Genomic DNA, 24945 nt, shown 5'->3' on the forward strand with positions numbered 1-24945 from the left:
TTTTTGGGAATGCTCAACGGGGAAGCCGGAGGTTTTCTGCGAAATCGCCTGCCATGATGAAATCATTCAAGCAAGCCAGGAGACCTGAATGATGTCTGCACCCAAAATTACTTTTATCGGCGCTGGTTCGACGATTTTCGTTAAAAATATTCTTGGTGATGTGTTTCATCGCGAGGCGCTGAAAACGGCGCATATTGCCCTGATGGATATCGATCCCACCCGCCTGGAAGAGTCGCACATTGTGGTGCGTAAGCTGATGGATTCAGCAGGAGCCAGCGGCAAAATTACCTGTCATACCCAACAGAAAGAAGCCTTACAGGATGCTGATTTCGTGGTGGTGGCATTTCAGATTGGCGGTTATGAACCCTGTACGGTCACCGATTTTGAGGTTTGTAAGCGTCACGGTCTGGAACAAACTATTGCCGACACGTTGGGGCCGGGCGGCATTATGCGCGCGCTGCGTACCATTCCGCATCTGTGGCAGATTTGTGAGGACATGACGGAAGTGTGCCCCGACGCCACCATGCTGAACTACGTTAACCCGATGGCGATGAATACCTGGGCAATGTATGCCCGCTATCCGCATATCAAACAGGTAGGGTTGTGCCATTCGGTGCAGGGAACGGCGGAAGAACTGGCGCGCGATCTCAATATCGATCCCGCTACACTGCGTTATCGTTGTGCAGGTATCAACCATATGGCGTTCTACCTGGAGCTGGAGCGCAAAACCGCAGACGGCAGTTACGTGAATCTCTATCCGGAACTGCTGGCAGCCTATGATGCGGGCCAGGCACCGAAGCCGAATATTCATGGTAATCCCCGCTGCCAGAATATTGTGCGCTATGAAATGTTCAAAAAGCTGGGCTACTTCGTCACGGAATCATCAGAACACTTTGCTGAATATACGCCGTGGTTTATTAAGCCAGGCCGTGAGGATTTGATTGAACGTTATAAAGTGCCGCTGGATGAGTACCCGAAACGCTGCGTTGAGCAACTGGCGAACTGGCATAAAGAGCTGGAGGAGTATAAGAATGCGTCCCGGATTGATATTAAACCGTCGCGGGAATATGCCAGCACAATCATGAACGCTATCTGGACCGGTGAACCGAGTGTGATTTATGGCAACGTTCGTAACGATGGCCTGATTGATAACCTGCCGCAAGGATGTTGCGTGGAAGTCGCCTGTCTGGTTGATGCTAATGGCATTCAGCCGACTAAAGTCGGTACGCTACCTTCGCATCTGGCAGCACTGATGCAAACCAATATCAACGTACAAACGCTACTGACGGAAGCGATTCTCACGGAAAATCGTGACCGTGTTTACCACGCCGCGATGATGGATCCGCACACCGCCGCTGTGCTGAGCATTGACGAAATTTATGCTCTTGTTGACGACCTGATTACCGCCCACGGCAACTGGCTACCCGGCTGGTTGCACCGCTAATACGCTACTGCGCCGGGGTATGTCTTCCGGCGCACACCTCTGACGATACCAATAACAGAAGGCGGGCGTTGGTAACAGCGACCCGATACCCTATGAGCATTTCAATGACGACAAAACTTAGTTATGGATTTGGAGCGTTCGGGAAGGATTTTGCGATCGGCATTGTGTATATGTACCTGATGTATTACTACACCGATGTTGTCGGGCTGTCGGTTGGTTTGATTGGTACTTTGTTTCTGGTGGCGAGGATCTGGGATGCTATTAACGATCCGATTATGGGGTGGATTGTAAATGCTACGCGATCGCGATGGGGTAAGTTTAAGCCCTGGATCCTGATCGGTACGTTGGCTAACTCTGTAATCTTATTTCTTCTCTTTAGCGCGCATCTGTTTGAAGGTACTACTCAGATTGTCTTTGTTTGCGTGACCTACATTCTTTGGGGCATGACTTACACCATAATGGATATTCCCTTCTGGTCACTGGTTCCAACCATAACCCTCGACAAACGTGAGCGAGAACAACTGGTTCCTTATCCGCGCTTTTTTGCCAGTCTGGCGGGTTTTGTTACGGCAGGCGTGACGCTGCCATTTGTTAATTATGTCGGCGGCGGCGATCGGGGATTTGGCTTTCAGATGTTCACACTGGTGCTGATTGCGTTTTTTATTGTGTCGACCATCATCACTCTGCGTAATGTGCATGAAGTCTTTTCGTCAGATAATCAATCGTCTGTCGGAGAAAAACACCTGACACTAAAAGCCATCATTGCGCTTATTTATAAAAACGATCAGCTTTCCTGCCTGTTGGGAATGGCTCTTGCTTATAATATTGCCAGCAACATTATCACCGGCTTTGCTATCTATTATTTCTCGTATGTTATCGGTGATGCGGATCTGTTTCCCTATTACCTGTCGTATGCGGGAGCAGCTAACCTGGTGACGTTAGTGTTCTTCCCGCGTTTAGTTAAATCATTATCCCGACGTATTTTATGGGCCGGAGCCTCTATTCTTCCGGTATTAAGCTGTGGTGTTCTTCTGTTGATGGCATTAGTGGGCTATCACAACGTCGCTCTTATTGTGATAGCCGGTATTTTGCTGAATGTGGGGACGGCGCTGTTCTGGGTATTACAGGTCATCATGGTGGCAGATACCGTTGACTACGGTGAATATAAATTGCACATCCGCTGTGAGAGCATTGCTTATTCCGTGCAGACGATGGTGGTGAAGGGCGGTTCGGCATTTGCGGCTTTTTTCATTGCAGTTGTGTTGGGGATGATTGGCTATGTCCCGAATGTTGAACAGTCTACGCAAGCCATATTAGGTATGCAGTTTATTATGATTGCTCTACCTGCTCTGTTCTTCATGGTCACGCTGATTCTCTACTTCCGTTTCTATCGCCTCAATGGCGACACGCTGCGCAGGATCCAGATCCATCTGCTGGATAAATATCGTAAAGTGCCCCCCGTACCTGTTCATGCTGATATTCCGGTCGGTGCAGTGAGCGATGTGAAAGCCTGACGGACGTTGGCAATAGCGAATGAAAACATTGCCTGATGCGACGCTGGCGCGTCTTATCAGGCCTACAATAAGAAATTCAATTGATTGAATTTGCACATTTTGTAGGCAGAATAAGGCGTTTACGCCGCATCCGGCATAAACAAAACGCAGGTTGTCATCCGGTTATCAAGCCATAGCGCCGTAACTGGTGGCAGTGAAAGCGAGCGAGGAATATCACCGCGGTTAATGCGCCCAGCAGCGCACAGAACATATCGGATTGCGTATCCCACTGGTCGCCCTGGGTGCCGAGAAAATCATCCGCGCCCTGGCCCATCGCCAACGCTGCCCACCACTCAACCAATTCATACATTGCGCTTATCGCCAGCGCCACGCAGCAGACCAGAAACGCTACCATTTTACGTCCGCGCACGTACATCCCACGCACAAGGATCTCTCGCGCCACCAGTGCAGGCACCAGCCCCTGAAAAAAGTGCCCCAGCTTGTCATACGGATTACGACTCAGCCCCAGCCATTCCTGCACTTCAAAACCGATGGGAACTTTTGCGTAGGTATACTGACCGCCAACCATCAGGATGATGGCATGAAAGAAAATCAGCGTATAGAGCAAGGGCGTTAATGGATAACGTCTGGCGGTGGCAAGCAGCAACGGTACGACAATAATCACTGGCGTCACTTCCATCAACCAGGTCAGTTTGTCATGAGCCGAAATGCCGGTGTAAATCAGGATGAATGTTAGCGCCAACGCGCCAGTGTTAAGAATTAACGGCTTGAGTGTGCGGATCATGGTGAGTTCGCAAGTCAGGGAAAATACTGACTATTCACCAGTAAGCGTGAAATTACAATCGCAAAAGAGGTGGCCCGGGGGGATCACCTGGCAGTATACCGCCAGGCGCCGGGCCGAAGAGGTTACTTAGTGCAGTTCGCGCACTGTTGATTGACGATCTGCTGGAAGAAGTCGTTGCCCTTGTCATCGACCAGGATAAACGCCGGGAAATCTTCCACTTCGATTTTCCAGATAGCTTCCATACCCAGCTCCGGATAGGCAACACATTCCAGATGCTTAATGCTCTGCTGTGCCAGCACTGCCGCCGGGCCGCCAATGCTGCCGAGGTAGAAGCCGCCGTGTTTATGACAAGCGTCGGTGACCTGCTGACTGCGGTTACCTTTCGCCAGCATGATCATGCTGCCGCCGTGGGATTGCAGCAGATCCACATAGGAGTCCATACGTCCTGCGGTAGTTGGGCCAAGTGAACCGGAAGGATAACCAGCAGGCGTTTTGGCCGGACCTGCGTAGTAGATCGGGTGATCTTTGATGTACTGCGGCAGTTCTTTACCGGCGTCGATCAGTTCTTTCAGCTTAGCGTGCGCAATATCGCGACCAACGATAATCGTGCCGGTGAGCGACAAACGGGTGGAAACCGGATACTGCGAAAGCTGGGCGAGGATCTCTTTCATCGGACGGTTAAGGTCGACTTTCACCGCTTCGCCTTCACCTGCCTGACGTAGCTCTTCCGGAATGTACTGGCCTGGGTTGTGCTCCAGTTTTTCTATCCAGATACCTTCGCGGTTGATTTTTGCTTTGATGTTACGGTCAGCGGAGCAGGAGACGCCCATACCTACCGGGCAGGATGCGCCGTGACGCGGCAGACGGATCACGCGGATGTCGTGGGCGAAGTATTTACCGCCAAACTGCGCGCCGAGGCCGAGCTTCTGGGCCTCTTCCAGTAGTTCCTGTTCAAGCTGGACATCGCGGAATGCCTGACCGTGTTCGTTCCCTTCCGTCGGCAGTTCATCGTAATAGTGAGCACTTGCTAACTTAACGGTTTTCAGGTTGGTTTCAGCGGAAGTTCCACCAATCACAAATGCGATATGGTACGGCGGGCAGGCTGCGGTGCCGAGGGTGCGCATTTTCTCAACGAGGAAGTTTTTCAGTTTGCCGGGGGTTAGCAGGGCTTTCGTTTCCTGGTAGAGATACGTTTTGTTGGCAGAGCCGCCACCTTTGGCAACGCAGAGGAATTTGTACTCGTCGCCATCTACCGCGTACAGGTCGATTTGCGCAGGCAGGTTAGTGCCGGTGTTAACCTCTTTGTACATATCCAGCGGCGCGTTCTGTGAATAGCGCAGGTTATCTTCGATATAGGTGTTATAGACACCTTTTGACAGGGCTTCTTCATCACCGCCGCCGGTCCATACGCGCTGACCTTTTTTACCGACAATGATCGCGGTGCCGGTATCCTGGCAGGTCGGCAGCACGCCTTTGGCAGCGATTTCAGAGTTTCTCAAGAATTGCAGCGCCACATACTTATCGTTTTCGCTGGCTTCTGGGTCGTGAAGAATAGACGCAACCTGTTTCTGGTGGGCCGGACGGAGCATGAAAGATGCGTCGTGGAAGGCTTGCTGCGCCAGCAGGGTCAGGGCTTCTGGTTCCACTTTCAGAATGGTTTCACCGTCAAATTCGGCAACGCTGACGTAATCGGAGGTGAGCAGATAATATTCGGTATTGTCTTTCCCCATCGGGAAAGGTGCCTGGTAGATAAATGGTTTGTTTGACATAGCTTCCAGCCTGTAACTCTGTATTTGTTATACGAAAATGGCGTGCCGCACAGCGATGGGCAGCACGCATAGTGCAATTACAAGAACCCGTACATCGCGGCGAAGATCCAGCCAAAGACGCAGGATACGCTCACGCCAATCAACCCTGGCAGAATGAAGCTGTGGTTGATGACGAAGCGACCGATGTGGGTGGTTCCGGAACGGTCAAACTGAATCGCTGCCAGGTCGCTAGGATAGGTCGGCAGGATGTAATAACCGTAGCAAGCCGGTGCTGAAGCCACGATGTATGCCGGGTCAACGCCGATCGCCAGTGCAACCGGAACAATGGCTGCCAGCGCTGCGGCCTGGGAGTTCACAAACTTGGAGACCAGCAACAGAACAATGGCATAAGCCCACGGATACTCTTTCACCATTTCGCCCAGTACGCCCTGAATTTCAGACATATGCGCACCGAACATGGTTTCCGCCATCCACGCGATACCGTACACCGCCACGATGGCGATCATACCGGAACGGAAGACTTCGTTTTTTGAGATAGACGCGGGATTGGTTTTGGTCAGGATAATAATCAGCGCCCCGGTCAGCAGCATAAACATCTGAATAACCAGTACCATTGATAGCGGTTTGCCACCAAAAGATGGACGCAGGTCTGAATCAGCACCGAGAAGCGCGACCACGGCGATTGCCCCGAGGAAGATCCACATTGCCAGCCAGTTGCTTTTCGGCAGTTTTTTATCCAGCAGCGTAGCGGTATCACCGTAAACATACTCACGGTTTTCCGGTACAGAGATGAATTTCTGGAATTCTTCGTCTTTATCCAGATCTTTACCGCGGAACCAACTGAAGATACCGATCGCCAGGATTCCTAACAAGGTAGATGGGATGGTGATAGCGAGCAGGTCAAGGAATTCAAGATGACGACCGTCAAAGGTGACGTTACCCAGCATTGCGACGAGTGATACTACCGCAACGGACACCGGACTGGCGATAATTCCCATTTGCGCGCCGATAGAACTCGCCGCCATCGGGCGTTCCGGGCGAATGTTGTTCTTAATGGCGACGTCATAGATGATCGGTAGAATGGTGTAGACCACGTGGCCAGTACCGCAAAGAATGGTCAGTATACAGGTGACAAACGGCGCGACAATGGAGACATATTTCGGGTTGCGGCGCAGCAGTTTTTCGGCAATTTGCAGCATGACGTCAAGGCCGCCAGAGGCTTGCAAGGTCGCAGATGCCGCCACCACCGCGATGATGACCAGCATTACATCAACGGGGGGTTTACCCGGCTGAAGGTGGAAGACGAAGACCAGAATGACCAGGCCGATACCGCCTAATAACCCCAGCGCGATACCGCCCTTTCTGGCACCATAAAACAGACATATCAGTATTATGATAAGTTGGATAGTAAATAACATGTGTGAACCCTCGCGATAATCCCATTTAAATTCTTGTCGAATAGATCACAGTCACGTTCTGTTTTGGATGAACTGTTTTCAGAGCCTGACTAAATATCCGTTTGGTCGTTACTGGCTTGAGTAAATACTTCACAGTAAATATTGGCTGATTAAAACAGCAGAAAATTTATGCACTGTGATAAGTGACTTTTTCAGAGAGAAATACTCTCTGGCGATGGGTTTATCGTTTATGTTTTGCAGATGTTAATGACTTGTTTGTTTGCTATCTTGTTGATATTTATCAGTCTGTTTTTGTTCTACAGGAAGATGTCATTAAGTTTATAGATTATTCTGATCTACCTATTTGTGGGTAAAAATACACATAATGCAGGTAACATAATAGTTAATTAACTTTTGTTAGCGTTTTGAAATTAAAAACTCTATTTATCCGAAAGGATATTAATTTGCTGGACTGAAGAAGGGAAATTATATTTGATCTGGCACAAGTTTTACTGATAGGGGATGTAACTTGTGCCAGTGCTGGTTTGCGTTACTACAATAATTGTTACTTCCAGATAACGAATAACGCTTTATTGACAATATTGCTTCAGTAATGAGTAATGCTCTGCCTGAATACGGTAACGATAAACCGGACGACCAGTGACACCATAATGGATGCTGGTAACTAAGATGTGGCAATTCACCAGCCAGATCAAATATTTACGGCACGAAACGCGTGAGATGTTAACCTCGTTGGCCAACTCGTCGGTTGAAAACTCATAGTCCTGATGAGCGTCAATCCACTGGCACAGCGTGCGTAAAGTCTGTGGCGTTAAGCCTTTCGGCAGACGACGCGTATCCTGTTCGTTGGATGAACTGCCATGAATTAGCTGGTCCAGTTCCGCCTGGTCGTAATACTGCTGCTTCTCCAGCGCCATTTTTTTTTGTCGCCAGCCGGTGAGTGCCTCTTCAAAACGTGATGCCTGGAAGGGTTTAATCAGGTAATCAACGACGCCGTAATGTAGTGAATCTTTAATAGTTGCGGCATCGGCAGCGGAAGAGATGACAATCACATCGCTTTTGCAGTGAGCGTTGTGCAGGGCGGGCAGTAAATCGAGTCCATTCTCTTTTTGCATATAGATATCGAGTAATATCAGGTCGATGGAGGTGTCGCTGTTGAAGATAATCTCTTTGGCTTTCTCAAGCGTAGAGGCGGTGCCGCAGCACTGAAAGCCCGGTATCTGTGCGACATAGCGGCGATTTAGTTCCGCTACCATTGCGTCGTCATCGATAATTAATACATTAATCATTTGCTCGACCTCTCCCCATCCCAGGGTAATTGGACAAAAAATTGTGTGAAAATTCCGGGTTCTGATTCCACGGCAATGCTGCCGCCGAGATTTTCAACCTGTTGTTTGACAAGTGCCAGACCGATGCCTCGTTCGCTTCCTTTTGTCGAGACACCTTTGTCAAAAATGTGATCGATTTTATCGGGGGGAATCCCCGGCCCATCATCGTTAATTTCACAGTGCAGCAAGCCGTGACGGTAGTGTAACGTGACGCTGATTTCGCCACCAGGTTGCGGCCCTAATGCCTCCAGCGCGTTTTCTATCAGGTTTCCCAGCGTGGTAATTAGCGTCGCGACCTGATCTTCACTACCACTGTCTGGCAACTGGCTTTCACTGTTTAAAATCAGCGTATGGCCTAAATCGGTCGCACGGTTAATCTTGCTGATTAAAAAACCAGCGATAACCGGAGATTTGATCTTACCCAGCAGAGAGCCAATCTCTTCCTGATAGTTGTTGGCTGTTTTGAGAATGTAATCTTCCAACTGCTTATAACTCTTCAGATGCAATAATCCGAGAATCACGTGCAATTTGTTCATAAATTCGTGGGATCGTTCACGAAGGGCATCGGCATAGTTGACCAGACCGTCCAACCGTTGCATCAGCTTACGAACTTCTGTTTTGTCTCTGAAGGTAGAGATGGCTCCGATGATAATGCCATTACTGCGCACCGGAACGGTGTTGATCAGTAAGAGTCTGTCTTTAACGGTCACCTCTTCATCTCGTCGCGGCGTGCCGTCGCGTAACACTTCCGATACATCAACTACCTGCGACCATGCCTGACTAAGTGTCGATAACTTTTCGTCATCCTGCGATTTGTGGTAGTTGAGCAGTTCTTGCGCGGCATCATTAATTAGTGTGACTTCGCCACGAGCGTCCACGGCAACGACGCCTTCCTTGATCGATTGCAGCATTGCCTGGCGTTGCTCAAACAGAGTAGAGATTTCATAGGGTTCCAGGCCGAACAGGATGCGCTTAAGTACTTTGACCAGTATCCAGGTGCCCAGACCGCCAACCAGCACACCGAATAAAATTGACCAGATAATGCTCCAGCGGCTGTCATTGATCTGCTGTGTTACACGGCTTAACTCCAGACCAATCGCCACCACGCCGATCTGTTTATGATTTTCGTCGTAGACAGGGGTAAATACGCGTAAGGCTTGCGCCAGAAAACCGTGATTAATAGCAACATTTTCCTCGCCGTTCAAAGCTTTAAGGATGTCATCACCTTTAAATGGCTGACCAATTCGCGGGGCTTCAGGGTGTGAGTAGCGAAGACTTTGCATATCGGTAATGACAATAAACAGCAGATCGTTCCGTTTGCGTACATCTTCAGCGATGGCCTGGATACCGCTCTCCTGCGGTGTTTTTTGTAAGCCCCGTCGGATTTCCGGCGAGTCAGCAAGGGTTCGCGCCACAGCCAGCGCCTTGTTGGCTAGTCCGTCACGCGTCATATCGCTGATCTGCGAGAAGTAAATCAGATGCACTACCAGCAACACCGAGAACAGCACTGCGCTGACCATTAAGATCACCGTGGTACTGAGTTTCATCGGACGTTTGCGTAACATGCGGCAGGGCAGTGAATGTCTCATCAGCTTCCTTGTATGACAAATTTCCTAAGCATTATCCCTGATGATGCGGGTAATTCAAAGGGAGTAAGGGGGATTGGCTATTTGGAGCAGAGGAGCTGCTCATTGAAACTGCCAGTGTCGTCTGGCGATTCGGGAGCTATGCTTATAGCGAAAACCATACTTTTGATGGGGGAAGGTCATGGATCAAGCTCTACTGGATGATGGTTATCGCTGCTATACCGGCGAAAAGATAGATGTCTGGTTCAACACCGCGATGTGTCAGCATTCCGGCAACTGCGTACGTGGCAACGGCAAGTTATTTAATCTCAAACGTAAGCCGTGGATTATGCCGGATGAAGTTGACGTCGCTACCGTAGTGAACGTTATTGATACGTGCCCAAGTGGCGCACTGAAATACCGTCATAAATAAGCGAGGGAAAAATGGAAATACGTGAGGGCCATAATAATTTTTATATTAATGATGCGCAGGGAAAGCAAATAGCAGAAATTGTCTTTGTGCCAACCGGAGAAAATTTAGCCATTATCGAACATACCGATGTTGATGAAAGTTTGAAAGGGCAGGGGATTGGTAAACAACTGGTGGCAAAAGTCGTGGAAAAAATGCGCCGGGAGAAACGAAAAATTATCCCGCTGTGTCCGTTTGCGAAACACGAATTTGATAAAACGCGTGAGTATGATGATATTCGTAACTGATGGTAGAGTGTGGAGTAATGATATTTTCATGTTCTGCGTAACGTCATTCAGGAGAGTATCTGAAGGGTAGGGGGATGCACAAATAATGGTCAGAGAGAGCGTTTTTTTGTCCCAAATCATCCCCTCTATTGAGCAAAAAAAAAGAATATCTCCTATATGAGAATCATCAATCGGGGTTAATAAACTTTGCATCCCCAGGGCGTATAATATTGATAGGAGTCATTTTATGGAAGGTATAAACAGGTTCAAAACTTACGTTGTTTCTTTTGATTATCCATCATCTTATTACTCAGTTTTCTTAAGGTTAAGGTCGTTAATGTATGATATGGATTTCTCCTCTATAGTTGCTGATGAATATGGAATACCACGACAATTGAATGAGAATGCTTTCGCAATAACGACATCATTAGCCGCAAGTGAAATTGAAGATTTAATCAGGCTCAAATGCTTAGACTTACCAGATATTGATTTTGACCTCAACATTATGATAGTCGATGACTATTTCCGTCAGTTCTACAAATAGATGGAAAGGATAAGAAGATATTCAAAATGGCACTATTCTCTAAAATATTAATTTTTTATGTGATTGGTGTGAACATATCCTTTGTCATTATCTGGTTTCTCTCACATGAGAAAACACATATTCGTTTACTTAGTGCATTCCTGGTAGGAATAACCTGGCCAATGAGCCTGCCCGTGGCATTACTTTTTTCTCTCTTTTAGGAGCTGTGGTTGAGTGGACCCGCTGGTTATCTTGAAACGAAGCGTCTCTCCTCAAAGCTGGACTTGCGGAACGACGAACGAAGCAGTCATCAGGCTGCTTCGTTCATTAAAGTAAAACTTATTTCTGTGGGCGCATAGCCGGGAAGAGAATAACGTCGCGGATAGTATGACTGTTAGTAAACAGCATAATCATTCGGTCGATACCAATACCTAAACCAGCGGTTGGCGGCAGACCATATTCCAGCGCAGTAACGTAATCTTCATCGTAGAACATGGCTTCGTCGTCACCTGCAGCTTTAGCGTTAACCTGCTCCTGGAAACGTTCTGCCTGATCTTCTGCGTCGTTTAATTCGCTAAAACCATTACCGATTTCACGACCACCGATGAAGAATTCAAAACGGTCGGTGATTTCCGGGTTAACATCATTACGGCGCGCCAGCGGCGACACTTCCGCCGGATACTCAGTAATAAAGGTTGGCTGAATCAGATGTGCTTCTGCCACTTCATCAAAGATTTCGGTGACAATACGTCCCAGCCCCCAGCTTTTCTCTACCGTAATACCGATAGATTCGGCTAATGCTTTAGCGGCATCAAAATTATCCAGGTCTGCCATATCGGTTTCTGGACGATATTTTTTGATTGCTTCGCGCATGGTGAGTTTTTCAAACGGTTTGCCAAAATCAAACACATGCTCACCATAAGTGACTTTAGTTGTACCCAGTACCTCTTGTGCCAGGGTGCGGAACAGTGACTCCGTCAGTTCAATCAAATCGTGGTAATCCGCATACGCCATGTAGAGCTCCATCATCGTGAACTCAGGATTATGACGAACAGAAATACCTTCATTACGGAAGTTACGGTTGATTTCGAATACTCGTTCAAAACCACCTACAACCAGGCGTTTCAGATACAACTCTGGCGCAATACGCAGGTACATATCCAAATCAAGAGCATTGTGATGGGTAATAAACGGGCGAGCAGATGCCCCACCTGGAATTACCTGCATCATCGGGGTTTCTACTTCCATAAACCCACGAGCGACCATGAACTGGCGGATAGCGGCCAGAATTTTTGAACGAACAACAAAAGTTTGACGGGATTTATCGTTAGCGATCAGGTCCAGATAACGTTGACGATAACGGACTTCCTGGTCCTGTAAGCCATGAAATTTATCTGGCAAGGGACGCAGTGCCTTAGTCAGCAGGCGTAACTCAGTACAGTGAATGGAAAGCTCGCCAGTTTGTGTCTTAAACAGCGTACCGCGTGCGCCGATAATGTCACCCAAATCCCATTTTTTAAACTGGTCGTTATAAACACCTTCTGGCAGGTTATCTCGCGCAACGTACAGTTGAATACGGCCACCTACATCCTGCAACGTTACAAAGGAGGCTTTCCCCATGATGCGACGGGTCATCATTCGGCCAGCAACCGAGACTTCAATGTTTAAGGATTCCAGTTCCTGGTTATCCTTCGCATCAAATTCCTCGTGCAACTGGTCAGAGGTATGGTCGCGGCGAAAATCATTGGGAAACGCCACACCTTGCTGACGCAGTGCTGCCAGTTTTTCGCGACGATTTCTCAGTTCATCATTAAAATCAATAGCCTCATTGGCTCCCCGTGTTTCTTGTTCAGACATTTTGGTTCCTCTAAATCCAGCTTTCAATTTAGCGTAGATAAAGAGACAGATCGGTACACTGTATTATCTGCCTCGACTATTAATAACTCAGTTTATCTTATCGAAACCAACGCTCACCTCAAGTTGATATCACTAATAAATAATCATAAAAATAGTTTAAATATCTTATTAATCTTGATTTGCTAGTGTGATTAACTAAAAGTCAATTGATTCGTAACCAATTGTTTTCACGGCAGTTAATCGTTGCTTTCCTGTATCATATTGGTCGGCGTGCTAAACAGAAATCGGGTAGCAAAGGCCAATACCACGATGATCGCGACACAAGCCAACGTCCACTCTCCCATCTGGGAAAAGAATCGCTGGTAAGCTGCAATTGCCATACCGCTAATTTGCGACTCTGTCGTCTGTTGTGCCACTACGCCTGCCAGCCAGTTGGCGACCGCGCCTGTTGCCAGCATATAAATACCGGTTAATACGCCAGACATTTTCAGGCGCGTGATTTGCGCAATTGCCACCGGATCAATAAAGAGTTCGGCAAAGCCCATTAGCGCCAACCCGGATATCATCACGCCCATTGACGCTTGACCGCCAGCCGCTGCATGTCGGGCATCAAATGCCAGCAACATAAAGCCACAAGCCATCAGCAGTAAGCCAAAGGCAAACTTCAGCCAGACGCGCAATGTTGAGTTGCCGCGGCTTTCTGGCGACGCCAGCCAGGCAAGTACAACCCCAGCGAGCATCACCGCAATTGCATTCACCGACTGGAATAGCGCAGTAGGTACTTCAATATTGAATGCCTGACGATTCACAAAGCGATCGATAAACAAGCTGATGGTACTGCCGCCCTGTTGTGCCAGTACCCAGAACAACGTCCCGACAAACATCAACAATACAATTTGCCAAAGAGCACGGCGGTGTTCGGGGAATTTGATCATCATGCGGGCAATGATTTGTGCAGCAATAAGGCAAACGATCGCCAGCAAATATCCGGACCAGTCGTTTTCCAGCAATAGGGTAAAAAATACCGGGGCTAAACAGAGCATCACCACCAACCAACTCCATACCGGCAAGGCAAACTTCACGCGAGTGAGCGCTTTTTTATCCATACCTCGCGTGGATTGGAAATGACGATGACCACTCAGGAATATCAACAAACCGATAAACATGCCGCCGCCCGCAAGGGCAAAGCCAACATGCCAACCATACCACTGTGCAGCCAGGCCACAGGCGATGGGGGCGGCGATAGAACCGATATTGCCCGCGGCATATAGCAGCGAAAAACCACCATCACGTCGATGATCGTCCGCGTCATAGAGCTCGCCAAGTAAACAGCTAATGTTTGATTTGAATAAACCGTAACCACAAATAATGATTGCCAGCGCCAGATACAGGCTAAAGGTTGAATTTGTATCAATGCCCAGTACCACATGGCCAAGGGTCATTAACAGCGCGCCGGCAATTACTGCAGTGCGGTTGCCGAGCAGGCGGTCGGCAAGCCAGCCGCCGAGAATAGGGGTAACATAAACCAGAGATGCATATGCGCTGAACAGGCTGATGGCATGGTTATCATCAAAACCAAGCTGATGGGTGAGATAGAGAATGAGTAAGGCACGCATGCCGTAAAAACTGAAGTACTCCCAGATCTGGATCGCCACGATATAGTATATCGCGCGCGGCTGTGAGGGTGTTTTCATGTGTTCTCCTTATGAGCAAAAAAGGGAAGTGGCAAGCCACTTCCCTTGTACGAGCTAATTATTTTTTGTTTTCTTCTTTCAATACCTTAACGGTATAGCGGCCATCAGCCTGACGGTATGCACCGTGAATGTCGGTTTCAAAGCCCGGATAGTGAGCGCCGATTTCACACAGCATCTGCAGGAACTCCAGAACCGGACGGCTTTCTTCGGTGATCATTTCACCCGGCATTACCAGAGGAACTCCCGGCGGATACGGAAGGATCATATTGGCGTTAATACGACCTACCATTTCGTCGAGGTAAACTTCTTCGGTCATACCGTGCAGCTCTTTCTGGAACGCAGCATACGGAGTCATTACCATCGTCGGCAGAACTTCAAATGCGCGATACATCAGATCCGGCAGATTGTGGTGAACAATCAGTTTGTGGATATTCTGCGCCAGTTCCTGAATACGCATGTTTTCATAGAATTCAGGATCTTCACGATACAGAGACGGCAGCATGTTTTTCACACGCAGGTTCAGGTCGAACGCACGTTTGAAGTCAGTCAGAGCACGCAGCAGGCTCAGTGCTTTGGTCTTATCGATACCGATGCTGAACAGGAACAGCAGGTTATACGGACCGGTCTTCTCAACAACGATGCCATGTTCGTCGAGGTATTTCGCCACGATGCTGGCCGGAATACCGAACTCGCTCATGGTGCCGTCTTTTTCCATCCCCGGAGTCAGCAGGGTGACTTTGATCGGGTCAAGATACATGTGTTCATTATCGATGTTTTTGAAGCCGTGCCAGGTGCTGTCAGAACGCAGCGGCCAACATTCAGTGGTATCGATATGATCCGGCTGCCATACATCAAAGAACCAGCCATCAGATTCCGTTCTCAGGCGTTTGATCTCTTTACGGAACTTGATCGCACGTTCAATGGAACCGTTGATCAGACGCTTACCGGCATTACCTTTCATCATCGCCGCAGCGGTTTCAGTGGAGGCCACGATACCGTAGTGCGGAGAGGTGGTGGTGTGCATCATGTAGGCTTCGTTAAAGGTTTCTTCGTTTACATCACCTTTAACGTGGATCATGGAAGCCTGAGAGAATGCCGCCAGCAGTTTGTGAGTGGACTGGGTTTCATAAATCACTTTCCCTTCTACACGGCCACCGCTCATACCACATTTACCTTCGTAAATTGGAGAGAAGTTGGTGTAAGGCACCCATGCGGAGTCAAAGTGGATGGATTTTACATCCAGTGTTTTCTTGATGAAGTCGGTGTTGTACAGCAGACCATCATAGGTAGAGTTAGTAATTACGGCATGTACCGGCCAGGTTGCGTTTGGTGTTTCTTTAACGCGCTTAGCAATGGTAGCGTGCTGGAATTCACTCTGTGGGATACCACCAAGAATACCGTAAGCGTTACGGGTCGGGCGGAAATAGATTGGTGTAACATCGCTCATCATCATCAGATGGGTCAGCGATTTGTGGCAGTTACGGTCAATCAGAATGGTGCTGCCTGCCGGAGCCGAGTACATACCGACAATTTTGTTGGCAGTGGAAGTACCGTTAGTCACCATGTAGCTGCGGTCTGCGTTAAATACGCGGGCGATATACTGTTCTGCTTCTTTGTGTGGACCGCTGTGATCCAGCAGAGAACCCAGTTCAGATACTGAAATGGAAATATCAGATTTCATGGTGTTCGGACCAAAGAAATCATAGAACAGGCTACCTACCGGGCTTTTCTGGAATGCAGTACCGCCCATGTGACCAGGAGTACAGAAAGTATATTTACCTTCACGAACATATTTAAACAGTGCTTTGGTCAGCGGAGGCAGAATAGTGTTGATATATTCGTCAGTGGTCTGCTTGATCTTGTTAGCAATATCATCAGCAGCACCCAGCGCATATTCAAAGAAGCTAATCTGTAAACGCAGATCGTTCAGGCTTACATCGAGAGTGGAATACGTATTAGCGAACGCGTACAACGGCAGGTTCTCGTTCATTTTGCTAATTTCTTCGCACAGCTCGAGATTATATTTATCCCAGTCAAAAATAACACCGCACAGACGCGCATTGTTTTCGATCAATTTTAATAAGTCGTCACGGTCGTTCGGGTAAACAATCTGGAAGTTCAGACGTTCAAGCGCGCGATGAAGTTCACGGATGGGTTCTTCTTTAAAATAAACCCCCATGTGATTCAATATTGCAATAACGTTCATAGTCATATCTCCAGGTAAAGAAGGCCCCTCCCAACACATGGGACAAAATGAAAGGAGGAGCCTCGGAAAATACTTTTAATTAATGTGCGTTAGATGCAGTGTGGTTATCCATTGAGTGGCTCTGGCGCTCGTGCATTTTGCGAGCGTAGAACATCAGGATAATCAGGCTGACGATGAAGGTTCCTGCCAGCTCGAAGGAGCTTGCACCCATCAGAGCAATGAAGCAGAACACGCAACCCAGTACAGAGCAGATCAGGCTGACAAAGTTGCGGATGTTAACGCCTTCAAAACGAATCAGGTCAACGCAAGAGTAGAAGTACGGCAGCATAGTCAGCAGTACTGCGATACCGGTCAGTTCACCAAACAGGTCAGATGCTTTACCACCGGCAGAGTTCATCAGGGTGATCAGGATCATCAGGGCAGTCATTTTCACAGCAGCCAGCAGCAGACCTTTTTTCGGAATACCGTTGCTGTCGACTTCGCCATAAACTTTCGGGAAGTTACCGTCGTTAGCGGCACGCACACCTGCCTGGCCTACCAGCATCATCCAGGAACCCAGAGACGTCAGGCATGCAAAGGCGGTGAATGCAGAAACCAGCGGCGCAGCCCAGTTACCCAGGATAGTAGAAGCACTGATTGCAAACGGAGCACCGGAAGCTGCCATTACAGAAGACGGATACATACCGGAAAGCACTTGAGTTGCAGCAATATAAACAATACCTGCTAAACCAGTGCCCAGCATGGTTGCCAGTGGAACGGTACGTTTCGGGTTTTTAACCATACCCGTACTTACCGCTGCGGATTCCACACCCACAAAGGCCCACAGGCAGAGCAGAATACTTTTAATGATCGCATGGCCATCAGTGGTATTAGCAGTGTTCCAGTTAGCTGCATAAGTTGCAGCATCAAACCAATGCCAGCCAACAATAGCAGTCATAACTACAGGAATAAGAACCAGCACCAGACCAATAGTGGTTAAACGGCTTACCCAAGTACCGCCGAGCATATTTACAAAGGTAAATATCCAGACGATAGCAATACAGGCGATACCCGCCGGGACAGGATCATTTAATACCGGGAAGAAGGTGGAAAGATAAGATACAGCGGTAATACCAATCGCCAGGTTACCAATCCAGTTAGCATGGTAATAAAGAACACCTGTCTGAAAACCAAATGCAGGAGAAATTTCTCCGGCATAAGCAATTGGGCCACCTTGTTGCGGGTTTTTTGTTGCCAGTCGGGCATATACATAAGCCAACGACATTGCACCAATAATAGAGATAATCCAACCCCAGATAGCAATACCACCGATACTTGCAAGGTTCGCAGGTAATAATGCAATACCGCTCCCCATCATATTACCGGCAACAACACCGGTACAGGCAAATAGCCCGATCTTCTTGGCAGAACTCATGCTCTTCTCCTAATTTCATTTTTGAATTTGGAGTCCGGGTCATGATGCGTAACTATTTACTGACCAGACCAAACTGGCGACAAGATTACTCAAAAAAAAAGATTAATCCTAAAGATTAGGTGAAATAATACAAAAGTTTATGTAAGTGAGGATTTGAGCTCTCCATTAACAGATAAGAATCGCAAGTTGATATCATGAAAAGATAAACATTTAATGTTTACAATGGGTTATGTTCAGGTTTGTGGTTAAAATTATGTAATAAAAATTATGCGACAAATAAAATGCCGCAACATATTATACCAATAAAAACACACAAAAATTCAACATCCAGTATTCCCGTGCATGAATCAACGCGGGAGTCACTTATTCTGAAGCGAGAAATTTGTCGAGATAAGGAACAACATAAGGAACAGAAGTCTGGAATATACCATTTTCAATCCAGTAAAGGGTGTTTGTACCAGGACGTAAATTAAAGGCTGTGAGATATGCATCAGCAGCTTCACGGTTCATCCCCTTCATTTCGTAAACTTTGCCAAGCAACACATAGTTTAGCCAGGACATTTCAAGATCAATTCCAGTATTTATCGCCTGATACGACTCCTCTATTTTTCCATTTTCCAGGGCGCTGACAGCTTTTATTTGATAGAAAATGGCTAGATTATTCATGCCCGGCATTGTAGCAATGTTATCAATTTCTGTATTCAGTGCTGCTAATTGTTTTTCATCTAAAGGGTGCTGAGAATGACGTACTATATCAACTAATGCTTTTTCTGCTCTCGCATAGATAAATTCAGGAGATGATTCAATAATCTCACCTAATAATTCACTGGCACGGTTCAATGATTTTTCATCACCATGCATTAAATAATCATGCGCTTGATAAAAATTAGTTAATAAAGCACCTCGATGAGGCAATATTTGTTGGAACATCTCCTGCATTCGTTGTGGCCACGGTTGATTCAATGCCTTTGATAAACTCTCAAGTAAATCATTTTGAATTGCCAACTGGTTACCGTTAGTGATGACATAACGTTTATCCAGCATGGTTGAACCATCTGCATTGTCTACCAATTTCACCGACATAAAGCACTGCTGAGCGCGGTATTGGCGTTGATTAACAAATGCAATAGATAACGTTTTACCAGAGCTGCTCGGTTCATCAATGTTGTAGTTAATTTTGTCATGCACCATAAAGGTGGAGAAGGTATTAAGTGACGTAGCCACCAAATCGCCCACACCTATCGCGTAAGAGCGCTGATACGGAGAAGTCCAATTGTTACAACTGTTATTCACCATATTAATGTCAATATCGCGTGGATTGAGCAAAATACGCGATTTACTCAAAGGAAGACGCGTTTCCAGGCTGGAGAATGCCACGAGTACGACACAGATACCTAACGACAACAGGAAAAAAAACCATACCCAAAAGGCAGTTAATCGTTTGCATCTAACTGGGGGATGTTCAGGTGGCTTTGGGGGGTATTGGATATCTGGACTGTGGATGGGGGGATCTGTGTCAGGAGTCGCCTCTGGTATAGGAGGAGACGAAGATAACATCATTTCCTCCCCTTCCTCTTCGCTGCACCATATAACCGGAACCATTAATTTATAACCGCGCTTCGGTACAGTAGCGATATAGACAGGACTATCTTCATCATTATCTTTTAATGACTTACGCAGTTCTGAGATACTCTGCGTTACAACGTGATTGGTGACGATACTCCTCTTCCACACATTATCGATAAGTTCATCTCTACTAAGTACTTCACCACTATGTTGAGCAAAGAAAACCAGAAGATCGATTAATCGTGGCTCCAGGGTTAGTTGACGCCCGTTGCGACTTATTTGGTTTATGGACGGAGTAACAAGCCATTCGCCAACGCGAACTACAGGTTGTTGCATAATAGAAACTCACTCGAAAAGGGACTGGCCCAATGATAATTGCCATAACCTATTTTTACCATCTATTGATGAATGTCTTTACATATTATTGGTGAATAGAATACGTTATTCTTACCAGCCATAAACTTCTTGATTACATAGCCTTACGAAAGAACTTTAATGAGAACCAGAAGTAATTTGCCTTACCATCAAAATTCATCATCTTTGCCAAAGAAAAATGTTCAGAAAATAATTCCCGGAAAATGGCCCGAAGCGCTTACTATTTTAATGGATTGTTAGTCTTTGCATGAGCAAACGGACTGATACATTTTTCTTTGTTCGCATTCAGAATCTCATCAGTCGGCGTTCTGTTTATGGATGCATTACGCTCCTGATGACGTCATTTGACGTTCAACAGCATTACGAGGCCGCGCGACATTTCGCGTCAGTCAGTGCTATAGCTTAGGGACAAATTTTCTCGAACCGGGATATACCCGCAAAATGCTGGTGATGTGGGGGAGAATCGGGTTGAGTTCGGCAGAATTGATTTGGAGGCAGAACGCTTAAATTGTGGCGTCCTGAAACGAAAAACGGACCTCCGTGGAGATCCGTTTATATGAATTTGGTGCCCGGACTCGGAATCGAACCAAGGACACGGGGATTTTCAATCCCCTGCTCTACCGACTGAGCTATCCGGGCAACGGGGCGCATTAAACCGTAATCTGCACATCTCGTCAACCTAATTTCAGTAAAAACGATTCAATTGCTTAAGTTTGCGGCAAATCGCTTGTTTTCTGTATTTCTGTCAGGTCAGTGCCCCGCCCTGACGGCAGCGGGCGAAGCGCAGGATATCTTCCGCCAGTCGGTGTGCGGTGTCGACATCCGCCTGGCTGCGATTCACCAGCATGCGACTTAAACACCCTTCCAGCACCAGTTCCATCTGCTTTGCCACCATTGCCGGGTCGTCAACTTCCAGGGTGGTTAACAGTTCGTGGGTGAAATCATACGCCGCGCTTTTTTGCTGATCGGCCAGTTGATGGATAGGGTGGTCGGGATCGGGATAAAACGTGCAGGCAGCGATAAACAGACAGCCCGGATAGCGGTTGTTTTTAACGCATTCTGATAATGCCTGATAACGCGCCAGCAGCTTTTGTTCAGCAGATTGCGTTTCATCCAGCATCAGTTGACGACGCCAGACATCTATCTGTTGGCTAAGATAGCGCAGCGCATCGTAGAGGATGGCCTCTTTGTCTGGCCAGAAACGCTGGAGCGCTTCCAACGGATAATCCACTCGTTCAGCAACCATCTCCAGCGTAGTGTTAGCAATCCCTTGTAACTCTAATAATTTCAGGGCTTCTCCCAGTACATCTTCACGTTGCACGCTATTTTCCTCCGTCTTTCCCACTGAAGTGTCGTTCACGGTTGGCGATCGCGCAAATGTGCGCTGAAGGTTTCTGCATCCATAAAGCCCGTGACTCGTGCTTGTGGATGCTCCTGACCTTGTCCGTCAAAAAACAGAATCGTCGGTAGGCCAAGGACATTTAGATGTTTTAACAGCGCCACATCTTGTGCGTCGTTGGCAGTGACGTTGGCCTGAAGTAATACCGTGTCTGCTAACGCTTTTTGCACCTGCGGGTCACTGAAGGTGTATTTTTCGAACTCTTTACAGGCGACGCACCAGTCGGCATAGAGATCTAGCATTACCGGTTTGCCTTTGGCTGCAACGAGCGCCTGATTTAACTCATCTACTGTTTTGATTTTTTTAAAGTTGAGATGGGCCTGAGATTGTGCCGTGCTCGTCGCGCCAAACGCCCAATCCTGGAGTGGGCGCACGCTTACCAGCGCGGCTGCCAGCAGGATAATTTGTACCATGCGCATCCAGCCGCGTTTGGCTTGTAAGCTGGAGACAAACGCCCAGCCAAAGAACGCGACGCCAAGCGCCGACCACAAGCGTAATCCCCAGGCATCGCCAATCACCCGCTCCAGCAGGAAGACCGGCAGCGCCAGGATTACAAAACCAAACGCGGTTTTGACCTGTTCCATCCACGGACCGCTTTTCGGCAGCAGACGGTTGCCGAAGACAGTAATGAGTATCAGCGGTAGTCCCATGCCCAGCGCATAGAGATAAAGTGTACCGCCGCCCAGCCACATGTTCCCGCTTTGGGCGATATACAGCAGAATCGCGCTAAGTGGCGCGGTAGTGCATGGTGAACAGATCAATCCGGCAATTGCGCCCATAACAAACACACCGCCAGGCGAGCCGCCTTGCTGGCGATTACTCATCAGCGTGAGGCGTGTTTGTAGGGAAGAGGGAAGTTGCAGGGTAAACAAGCCAAACATCGACATCGCCAGCAAGGTAAAGACGATAGCGAGGCCGATAAGCACGTAAGGATGCTGTAGCGCCGCCTGGAACTGTAATCCCGCGGCGGCAACCACCAGACCCAGTGCCGTGTAAGTCAGCGCCATCCCCTGAACATAAATAAAGGTCAGCAGCAATGCTCTGGCGGTGGATAGCCGCTGTTTACCGCCCAGTACGATGCCGGAAATCAGCGGGTACATCGGCAGCACGCATGGTGTGAAGGCGATGCCGATACCGATCAACAGCGCCCAGAGTGCAGAAAAGGGCAGTTGCGCGGCGGGTTGCTCTTGCTGCGGAACTGGCGCAGGTTGTGGCGCCGCGTTGTTGGTGAGCACTTCGCTTAACGGCACTATTTTAGTTTCTGGCGGATAACAGAAACCGGCGTCGGCGCATCCCTGGTAAGTAATCGTCAACGTCGCACCAGCACCCGCCTGATTGATGGTAACGGGAAGCGTCAGCCGCCCACGGTAAATCTCGCTTTTGCCGTAAAACTCATCTTCATGCCAGACACCTGACGGCAGTTGCACGTCGGCAATCTTAGCCTGTTCAGGCGTAATACGGATCTGTTTACGGTAGAGGTAATAACCGTCTTTGATCTGCCAGCTCAGATTAAGGTCATGCTGGTTTTGCTGAAAATCAAAAGCAAAGGCTTGATCCGCGGGGACAAATTGGGAACGTCCAGGCGCGTCGAATAATCCGGCAAAAACGGAAGTGCTGCAAAATAGCAGGATCAGCGTAAAGATGCGTTGAGCCATGAGAGGTAATCTGTGTCTCCATGTGTAACAGGTAAAACCAGAAGTTCAGGTGTTTGATAAGGATGATGAGCCTTCAGGCATTCCAGCAGTGCCTGCTGGTGAGCTTTATCGGTTTTTAAGATCATCTGTACTTCATATTCCTGTTCCAGCTTACCCTCCCAGTAATAGAGAGAGGTTGCACCGGGGATCAGGGTTGCGCAGGCCGCCAGTTTTTCTGCCAGCGCTTTGGCAGCCAGATCCTGGGCTGTCGCTTCATCCGGCGCGGTACACAGCACCACGACAGACGCGGTATTCGAACTTTTTTCATCAAGCATAAACACCTCGCTAGAACAGATGGAACCGCAAGAGAGAGGTCACTATACAACGGACGAGGGAAGGATGTTAGTCGGTGGGAAAGAAAGCGGGGCGTGAACGCCCCGCGATTTGTTATTACAGCATCACACTGCCCAGCAGGAAGCCGAAGCAAACGGCCAGGGCAACACCCAGAGTACCCGGGATGAAGAACGGATGGTTGAAGACGAATTTACCGATACGAGTTGTACCCGTGTCATCCATCTGTACCGCAGCAACCAGCGTCGGGTAGGTCGGCAGAATGAACAGGCCAGACACGGCTGCGAAAGAAGCAACAGCGGTCAGCGGAGAAACGTTCAGCGCCAGAGCCATCGGCATCAGTGCTTTTGCGGTTGCAGCCTGAGAGTACAGCAGAGCAGAAGCAAAGAAGAAGATGACAGCCAGCAGCCACGGATGACCCTGAATCACTTCACCAGCGGTATCTTTGATCCAGTCGATGTTGTTGGAAACGAAAGTATCGCCCAGCCATGCAACACCCAGGATACAAATACAGGCGCTCATACCTGCTTTGAAGGTGCTGGAGTTGAGGATGTTGTCGGTATCCACTTTGCAAAGAATAGTGGTCAGGGTTGCAACACTCAGCATGATAATCAGGATGGCGTTAGTGGTGTTCATCAGCGGTTTCTCAACCAGACCCATGCTCGGGCTGTTGATGATCGCATAGATAACCACGCCGACTACGCCCAGCAGGAACAGCCAGACGGACGCTTTCGCGCCTTGTTTGATTTCAATCTGCTTCTCACCGCGCAGTTCAACTAAACCTTCTTCCAGACGCTTGCGATAAATCGGATCGTCAGACAGCCTGGAGTTGAACAGCATGGTGACCAGGAAGGACATCACCAGAACCGCCAGCAAGGTGGACGGGATGACTACGGAGAGCAAATGGAGGTAGCTGATGCCATGACCTTCCATTACGGAAGACATGTAAACCACTGCCGCAGAGATTGGCGATGCGGTGATCGCAATCTGCGCGGAAACTACCGCAGTAGACAGTGGACGGCAAGGTTTAACGCCTTGTTCCTTCGCTACTTCAGCGATAACTGGCAGCGTTGCCAGAGAGATGTTGCCAGTGCCCGCAAAGATGGTCAGGAAATAGGTCACGATCGGTGCGAGGATCGTGATGTATTTCGGGTTACGGCGCAGCAGCTTTTCTGTCTGGTGAACCAGATAGTCCAGACCGCCAGCAACCTGCATGGCAGAAATAGCAGCGATAACCGCCATGATAATGGAAATTACATCGAACGGAATGTTACCAGGCTTGACGCCGATAGCGGCAAGAACCAGCACTCCCAATCCACCTGCAAAACCAATACCAATTCCCCCTAATCTGGCGCCCAAAAAGATCGCCAGCAAAACGATGATGAGTTCTACAACTAGCATATTAGCC

At 48.3% G+C, this 24945-nt stretch carries 20 protein-coding genes and 1 tRNA gene; 6 read left to right on the forward strand and 15 right to left on the reverse strand.

All coding sequences use genetic code 11. The features are described 5' to 3' along the window. Window positions 1–88 precede the first annotated feature (88 nt). Together melA and melB are read left to right on the forward strand one after the other, a co-directional pair. Window positions 89–1444 carry an alpha-galactosidase gene (gene melA / locus A31E_RS02550; RefSeq protein WP_000986613.1) on the forward strand — a complete coding sequence of 452 codons (1356 nt, stop codon included), beginning with the start codon at window positions 89–91 and terminating at the stop codon, window positions 1442–1444. Between the two features lie 92 nt (window positions 1445–1536). Next, entirely contained in the window at window positions 1537–2958 is a 1422-nt protein-coding gene (melB, locus tag A31E_RS02545; protein WP_000028086.1) for a melibiose:sodium transporter MelB, read from the forward strand. 154 nt (window positions 2959–3112) lie between these two features. Here melB and A31E_RS02540 read toward each other — a convergent pair whose 3' ends face one another. The 5 genes from A31E_RS02540 to A31E_RS02520 form a co-directional block, all read right to left on the reverse strand. Then, complete coding sequence (locus A31E_RS02540) at window positions 3113–3742, reverse strand: DUF2238 domain-containing protein (RefSeq protein ID WP_000621498.1); 630 nt, start codon at window positions 3740–3742, stop codon at window positions 3113–3115. 122 nt (window positions 3743–3864) lie between these two features. After that, the gene (gene fumB, locus A31E_RS02535; protein WP_016249488.1) at window positions 3865–5511 is read right to left on the reverse strand and encodes a class I fumarate hydratase; all 1647 of its coding nucleotides are present in this window, start codon (window positions 5509–5511) and stop codon (window positions 3865–3867) included. A 77-nt stretch (window positions 5512–5588) separates the two neighbouring features. Next, the gene (dcuB, locus tag A31E_RS02530) at window positions 5589–6929 is read right to left on the reverse strand and encodes an anaerobic C4-dicarboxylate transporter DcuB (protein WP_000899515.1); all 1341 of its coding nucleotides are present in this window, start codon (window positions 6927–6929) and stop codon (window positions 5589–5591) included. Window positions 6930–7498: 569 nt separating this feature from the next. Further along, window positions 7499–8218: a two-component system response regulator DcuR gene (gene dcuR, locus A31E_RS02525; protein ID WP_000611294.1), complete on the reverse strand. Its 720-nt coding sequence runs from the start codon at window positions 8216–8218 to the stop codon at window positions 7499–7501. Continuing rightward, window positions 8215–9846, reverse strand: a complete 1632-nt coding sequence (locus A31E_RS02520; RefSeq protein WP_001216442.1) for a sensor histidine kinase — start codon at window positions 9844–9846, stop codon at window positions 8215–8217. The genes dcuR and A31E_RS02520 overlap by 4 nt, the downstream gene beginning before the upstream one ends. A 178-nt stretch (window positions 9847–10024) precedes the next feature. Here A31E_RS02520 and yjdI point away from each other — a divergent pair, with 178 nt between their 5' ends. From yjdI to ghoT, 4 genes are all read left to right on the forward strand, one after another. Further along, entirely contained in the window at window positions 10025–10255 is a 231-nt protein-coding gene (yjdI, locus tag A31E_RS02515) for a 4Fe-4S mono-cluster protein YjdI (RefSeq protein ID WP_000371696.1), read from the forward strand. Window positions 10256–10266: 11 nt separating this feature from the next. Continuing rightward, window positions 10267–10539: a GNAT family N-acetyltransferase gene (locus A31E_RS02510; protein ID WP_000405652.1), complete on the forward strand. Its 273-nt coding sequence runs from the start codon at window positions 10267–10269 to the stop codon at window positions 10537–10539. Between the two features lie 226 nt (window positions 10540–10765). After that, on the forward strand, window positions 10766–11062 hold the full coding sequence (gene ghoS, locus A31E_RS0123275; RefSeq protein WP_001517605.1) for a type V toxin-antitoxin system endoribonuclease antitoxin GhoS: 297 nt from the start codon (window positions 10766–10768) through the stop codon (window positions 11060–11062). Window positions 11063–11088: 26 nt separating this feature from the next. Beyond that, complete coding sequence (gene ghoT / locus A31E_RS02505; RefSeq protein WP_001173345.1) at window positions 11089–11262, forward strand: type V toxin-antitoxin system toxin GhoT; 174 nt, start codon at window positions 11089–11091, stop codon at window positions 11260–11262. 118 nt (window positions 11263–11380) lie between these two features. Here ghoT and lysS read toward each other — a convergent pair whose 3' ends face one another. From lysS to dcuA, 10 genes are all read right to left on the reverse strand, one after another. Continuing rightward, window positions 11381–12898: a lysine--tRNA ligase gene (gene lysS, locus A31E_RS02500; RefSeq protein ID WP_016249489.1), complete on the reverse strand. Its 1518-nt coding sequence runs from the start codon at window positions 12896–12898 to the stop codon at window positions 11381–11383. A gap of 236 nt (window positions 12899–13134) precedes the next feature. Further along, window positions 13135–14592, reverse strand: coding sequence for a dipeptide/tripeptide permease DtpC (dtpC, locus tag A31E_RS02495; protein WP_001517606.1), 1458 nt, complete (start codon window positions 14590–14592; stop codon window positions 13135–13137). A gap of 58 nt (window positions 14593–14650) precedes the next feature. Continuing rightward, entirely contained in the window at window positions 14651–16798 is a 2148-nt protein-coding gene (gene cadA / locus A31E_RS02490; RefSeq protein WP_001517607.1) for a lysine decarboxylase CadA, read from the reverse strand. A gap of 79 nt (window positions 16799–16877) precedes the next feature. Continuing rightward, window positions 16878–18212: a cadaverine/lysine antiporter gene (cadB, locus tag A31E_RS02485; RefSeq protein ID WP_001517608.1), complete on the reverse strand. Its 1335-nt coding sequence runs from the start codon at window positions 18210–18212 to the stop codon at window positions 16878–16880. A gap of 363 nt (window positions 18213–18575) precedes the next feature. Continuing rightward, on the reverse strand, window positions 18576–20114 hold the full coding sequence (cadC, locus tag A31E_RS02480) for a lysine decarboxylation/transport transcriptional activator CadC (RefSeq protein ID WP_001187163.1): 1539 nt from the start codon (window positions 20112–20114) through the stop codon (window positions 18576–18578). Between the two features lie 602 nt (window positions 20115–20716). Beyond that, window positions 20717–20792 (reverse strand) — tRNA-Phe (locus tag A31E_RS02475). A 106-nt stretch (window positions 20793–20898) separates the two neighbouring features. Further along, entirely contained in the window at window positions 20899–21474 is a 576-nt protein-coding gene (locus tag A31E_RS02470; RefSeq protein WP_001188522.1) for a transcriptional regulator, read from the reverse strand. Between the two features lie 35 nt (window positions 21475–21509). Further along, complete coding sequence (gene dsbD / locus A31E_RS02465; RefSeq protein WP_016249490.1) at window positions 21510–23207, reverse strand: protein-disulfide reductase DsbD; 1698 nt, start codon at window positions 23205–23207, stop codon at window positions 21510–21512. After that, window positions 23183–23521 (reverse strand): divalent cation tolerance protein CutA, encoded by a 339-nt coding sequence (gene cutA / locus A31E_RS02460; protein WP_001517610.1) that lies wholly within the window; start codon window positions 23519–23521, stop codon window positions 23183–23185. Before cutA ends, dsbD begins: the two co-directional genes overlap by 25 nt. A 115-nt stretch (window positions 23522–23636) precedes the next feature. Further along, entirely contained in the window at window positions 23637–24938 is a 1302-nt protein-coding gene (dcuA, locus tag A31E_RS02455; protein ID WP_000961962.1) for an anaerobic C4-dicarboxylate transporter DcuA, read from the reverse strand. Window positions 24939–24945: the final 7 nt, after the last annotated feature.

Source organism: Escherichia sp. KTE159, from assembly GCF_000408805.1.
In the GTDB taxonomy this organism is placed as follows: Bacteria; Pseudomonadota; Gammaproteobacteria; order Enterobacterales; family Enterobacteriaceae; genus Escherichia; species Escherichia marmotae.

Coding starts and splice junctions, on each gene's coding strand:
- melA (WP_000986613.1), top strand. CDS start 89: ATGATGTCTGCACCCAAAATTACTTTTATCGGCGCTGGTTCGACGATT.
- melB (WP_000028086.1), top strand. CDS start 1,537: ATGAGCATTTCAATGACGACAAAACTTAGTTATGGATTTGGAGCGTTC.
- A31E_RS02540 (WP_000621498.1), bottom strand. CDS start 3,742: ATGATCCGCACACTCAAGCCGTTAATTCTTAACACTGGCGCGTTGGCG.
- fumB (WP_016249488.1), bottom strand. CDS start 5,511: ATGTCAAACAAACCATTTATCTACCAGGCACCTTTCCCGATGGGGAAA.
- dcuB (WP_000899515.1), bottom strand. CDS start 6,929: ATGTTATTTACTATCCAACTTATCATAATACTGATATGTCTGTTTTAT.
- dcuR (WP_000611294.1), bottom strand. CDS start 8,218: ATGATTAATGTATTAATTATCGATGACGACGCAATGGTAGCGGAACTA.
- A31E_RS02520 (WP_001216442.1), bottom strand. CDS start 9,846: ATGAGACATTCACTGCCCTGCCGCATGTTACGCAAACGTCCGATGAAA.
- yjdI (WP_000371696.1), top strand. CDS start 10,025: ATGGATCAAGCTCTACTGGATGATGGTTATCGCTGCTATACCGGCGAA.
- A31E_RS02510 (WP_000405652.1), top strand. CDS start 10,267: ATGGAAATACGTGAGGGCCATAATAATTTTTATATTAATGATGCGCAG.
- ghoS (WP_001517605.1), top strand. CDS start 10,766: ATGGAAGGTATAAACAGGTTCAAAACTTACGTTGTTTCTTTTGATTAT.
- ghoT (WP_001173345.1), top strand. CDS start 11,089: ATGGCACTATTCTCTAAAATATTAATTTTTTATGTGATTGGTGTGAAC.
- lysS (WP_016249489.1), bottom strand. CDS start 12,898: ATGTCTGAACAAGAAACACGGGGAGCCAATGAGGCTATTGATTTTAAT.
- dtpC (WP_001517606.1), bottom strand. CDS start 14,592: ATGAAAACACCCTCACAGCCGCGCGCGATATACTATATCGTGGCGATC.
- cadA (WP_001517607.1), bottom strand. CDS start 16,798: ATGAACGTTATTGCAATATTGAATCACATGGGGGTTTATTTTAAAGAA.
- cadB (WP_001517608.1), bottom strand. CDS start 18,212: ATGAGTTCTGCCAAGAAGATCGGGCTATTTGCCTGTACCGGTGTTGTT.
- cadC (WP_001187163.1), bottom strand. CDS start 20,114: ATGCAACAACCTGTAGTTCGCGTTGGCGAATGGCTTGTTACTCCGTCC.
- dsbD (WP_016249490.1), bottom strand. CDS start 23,207: ATGGCTCAACGCATCTTTACGCTGATCCTGCTATTTTGCAGCACTTCC.
- cutA (WP_001517610.1), bottom strand. CDS start 23,521: ATGCTTGATGAAAAAAGTTCGAATACCGCGTCTGTCGTGGTGCTGTGT.
- dcuA (WP_000961962.1), bottom strand. CDS start 24,938: ATGCTAGTTGTAGAACTCATCATCGTTTTGCTGGCGATCTTTTTGGGC.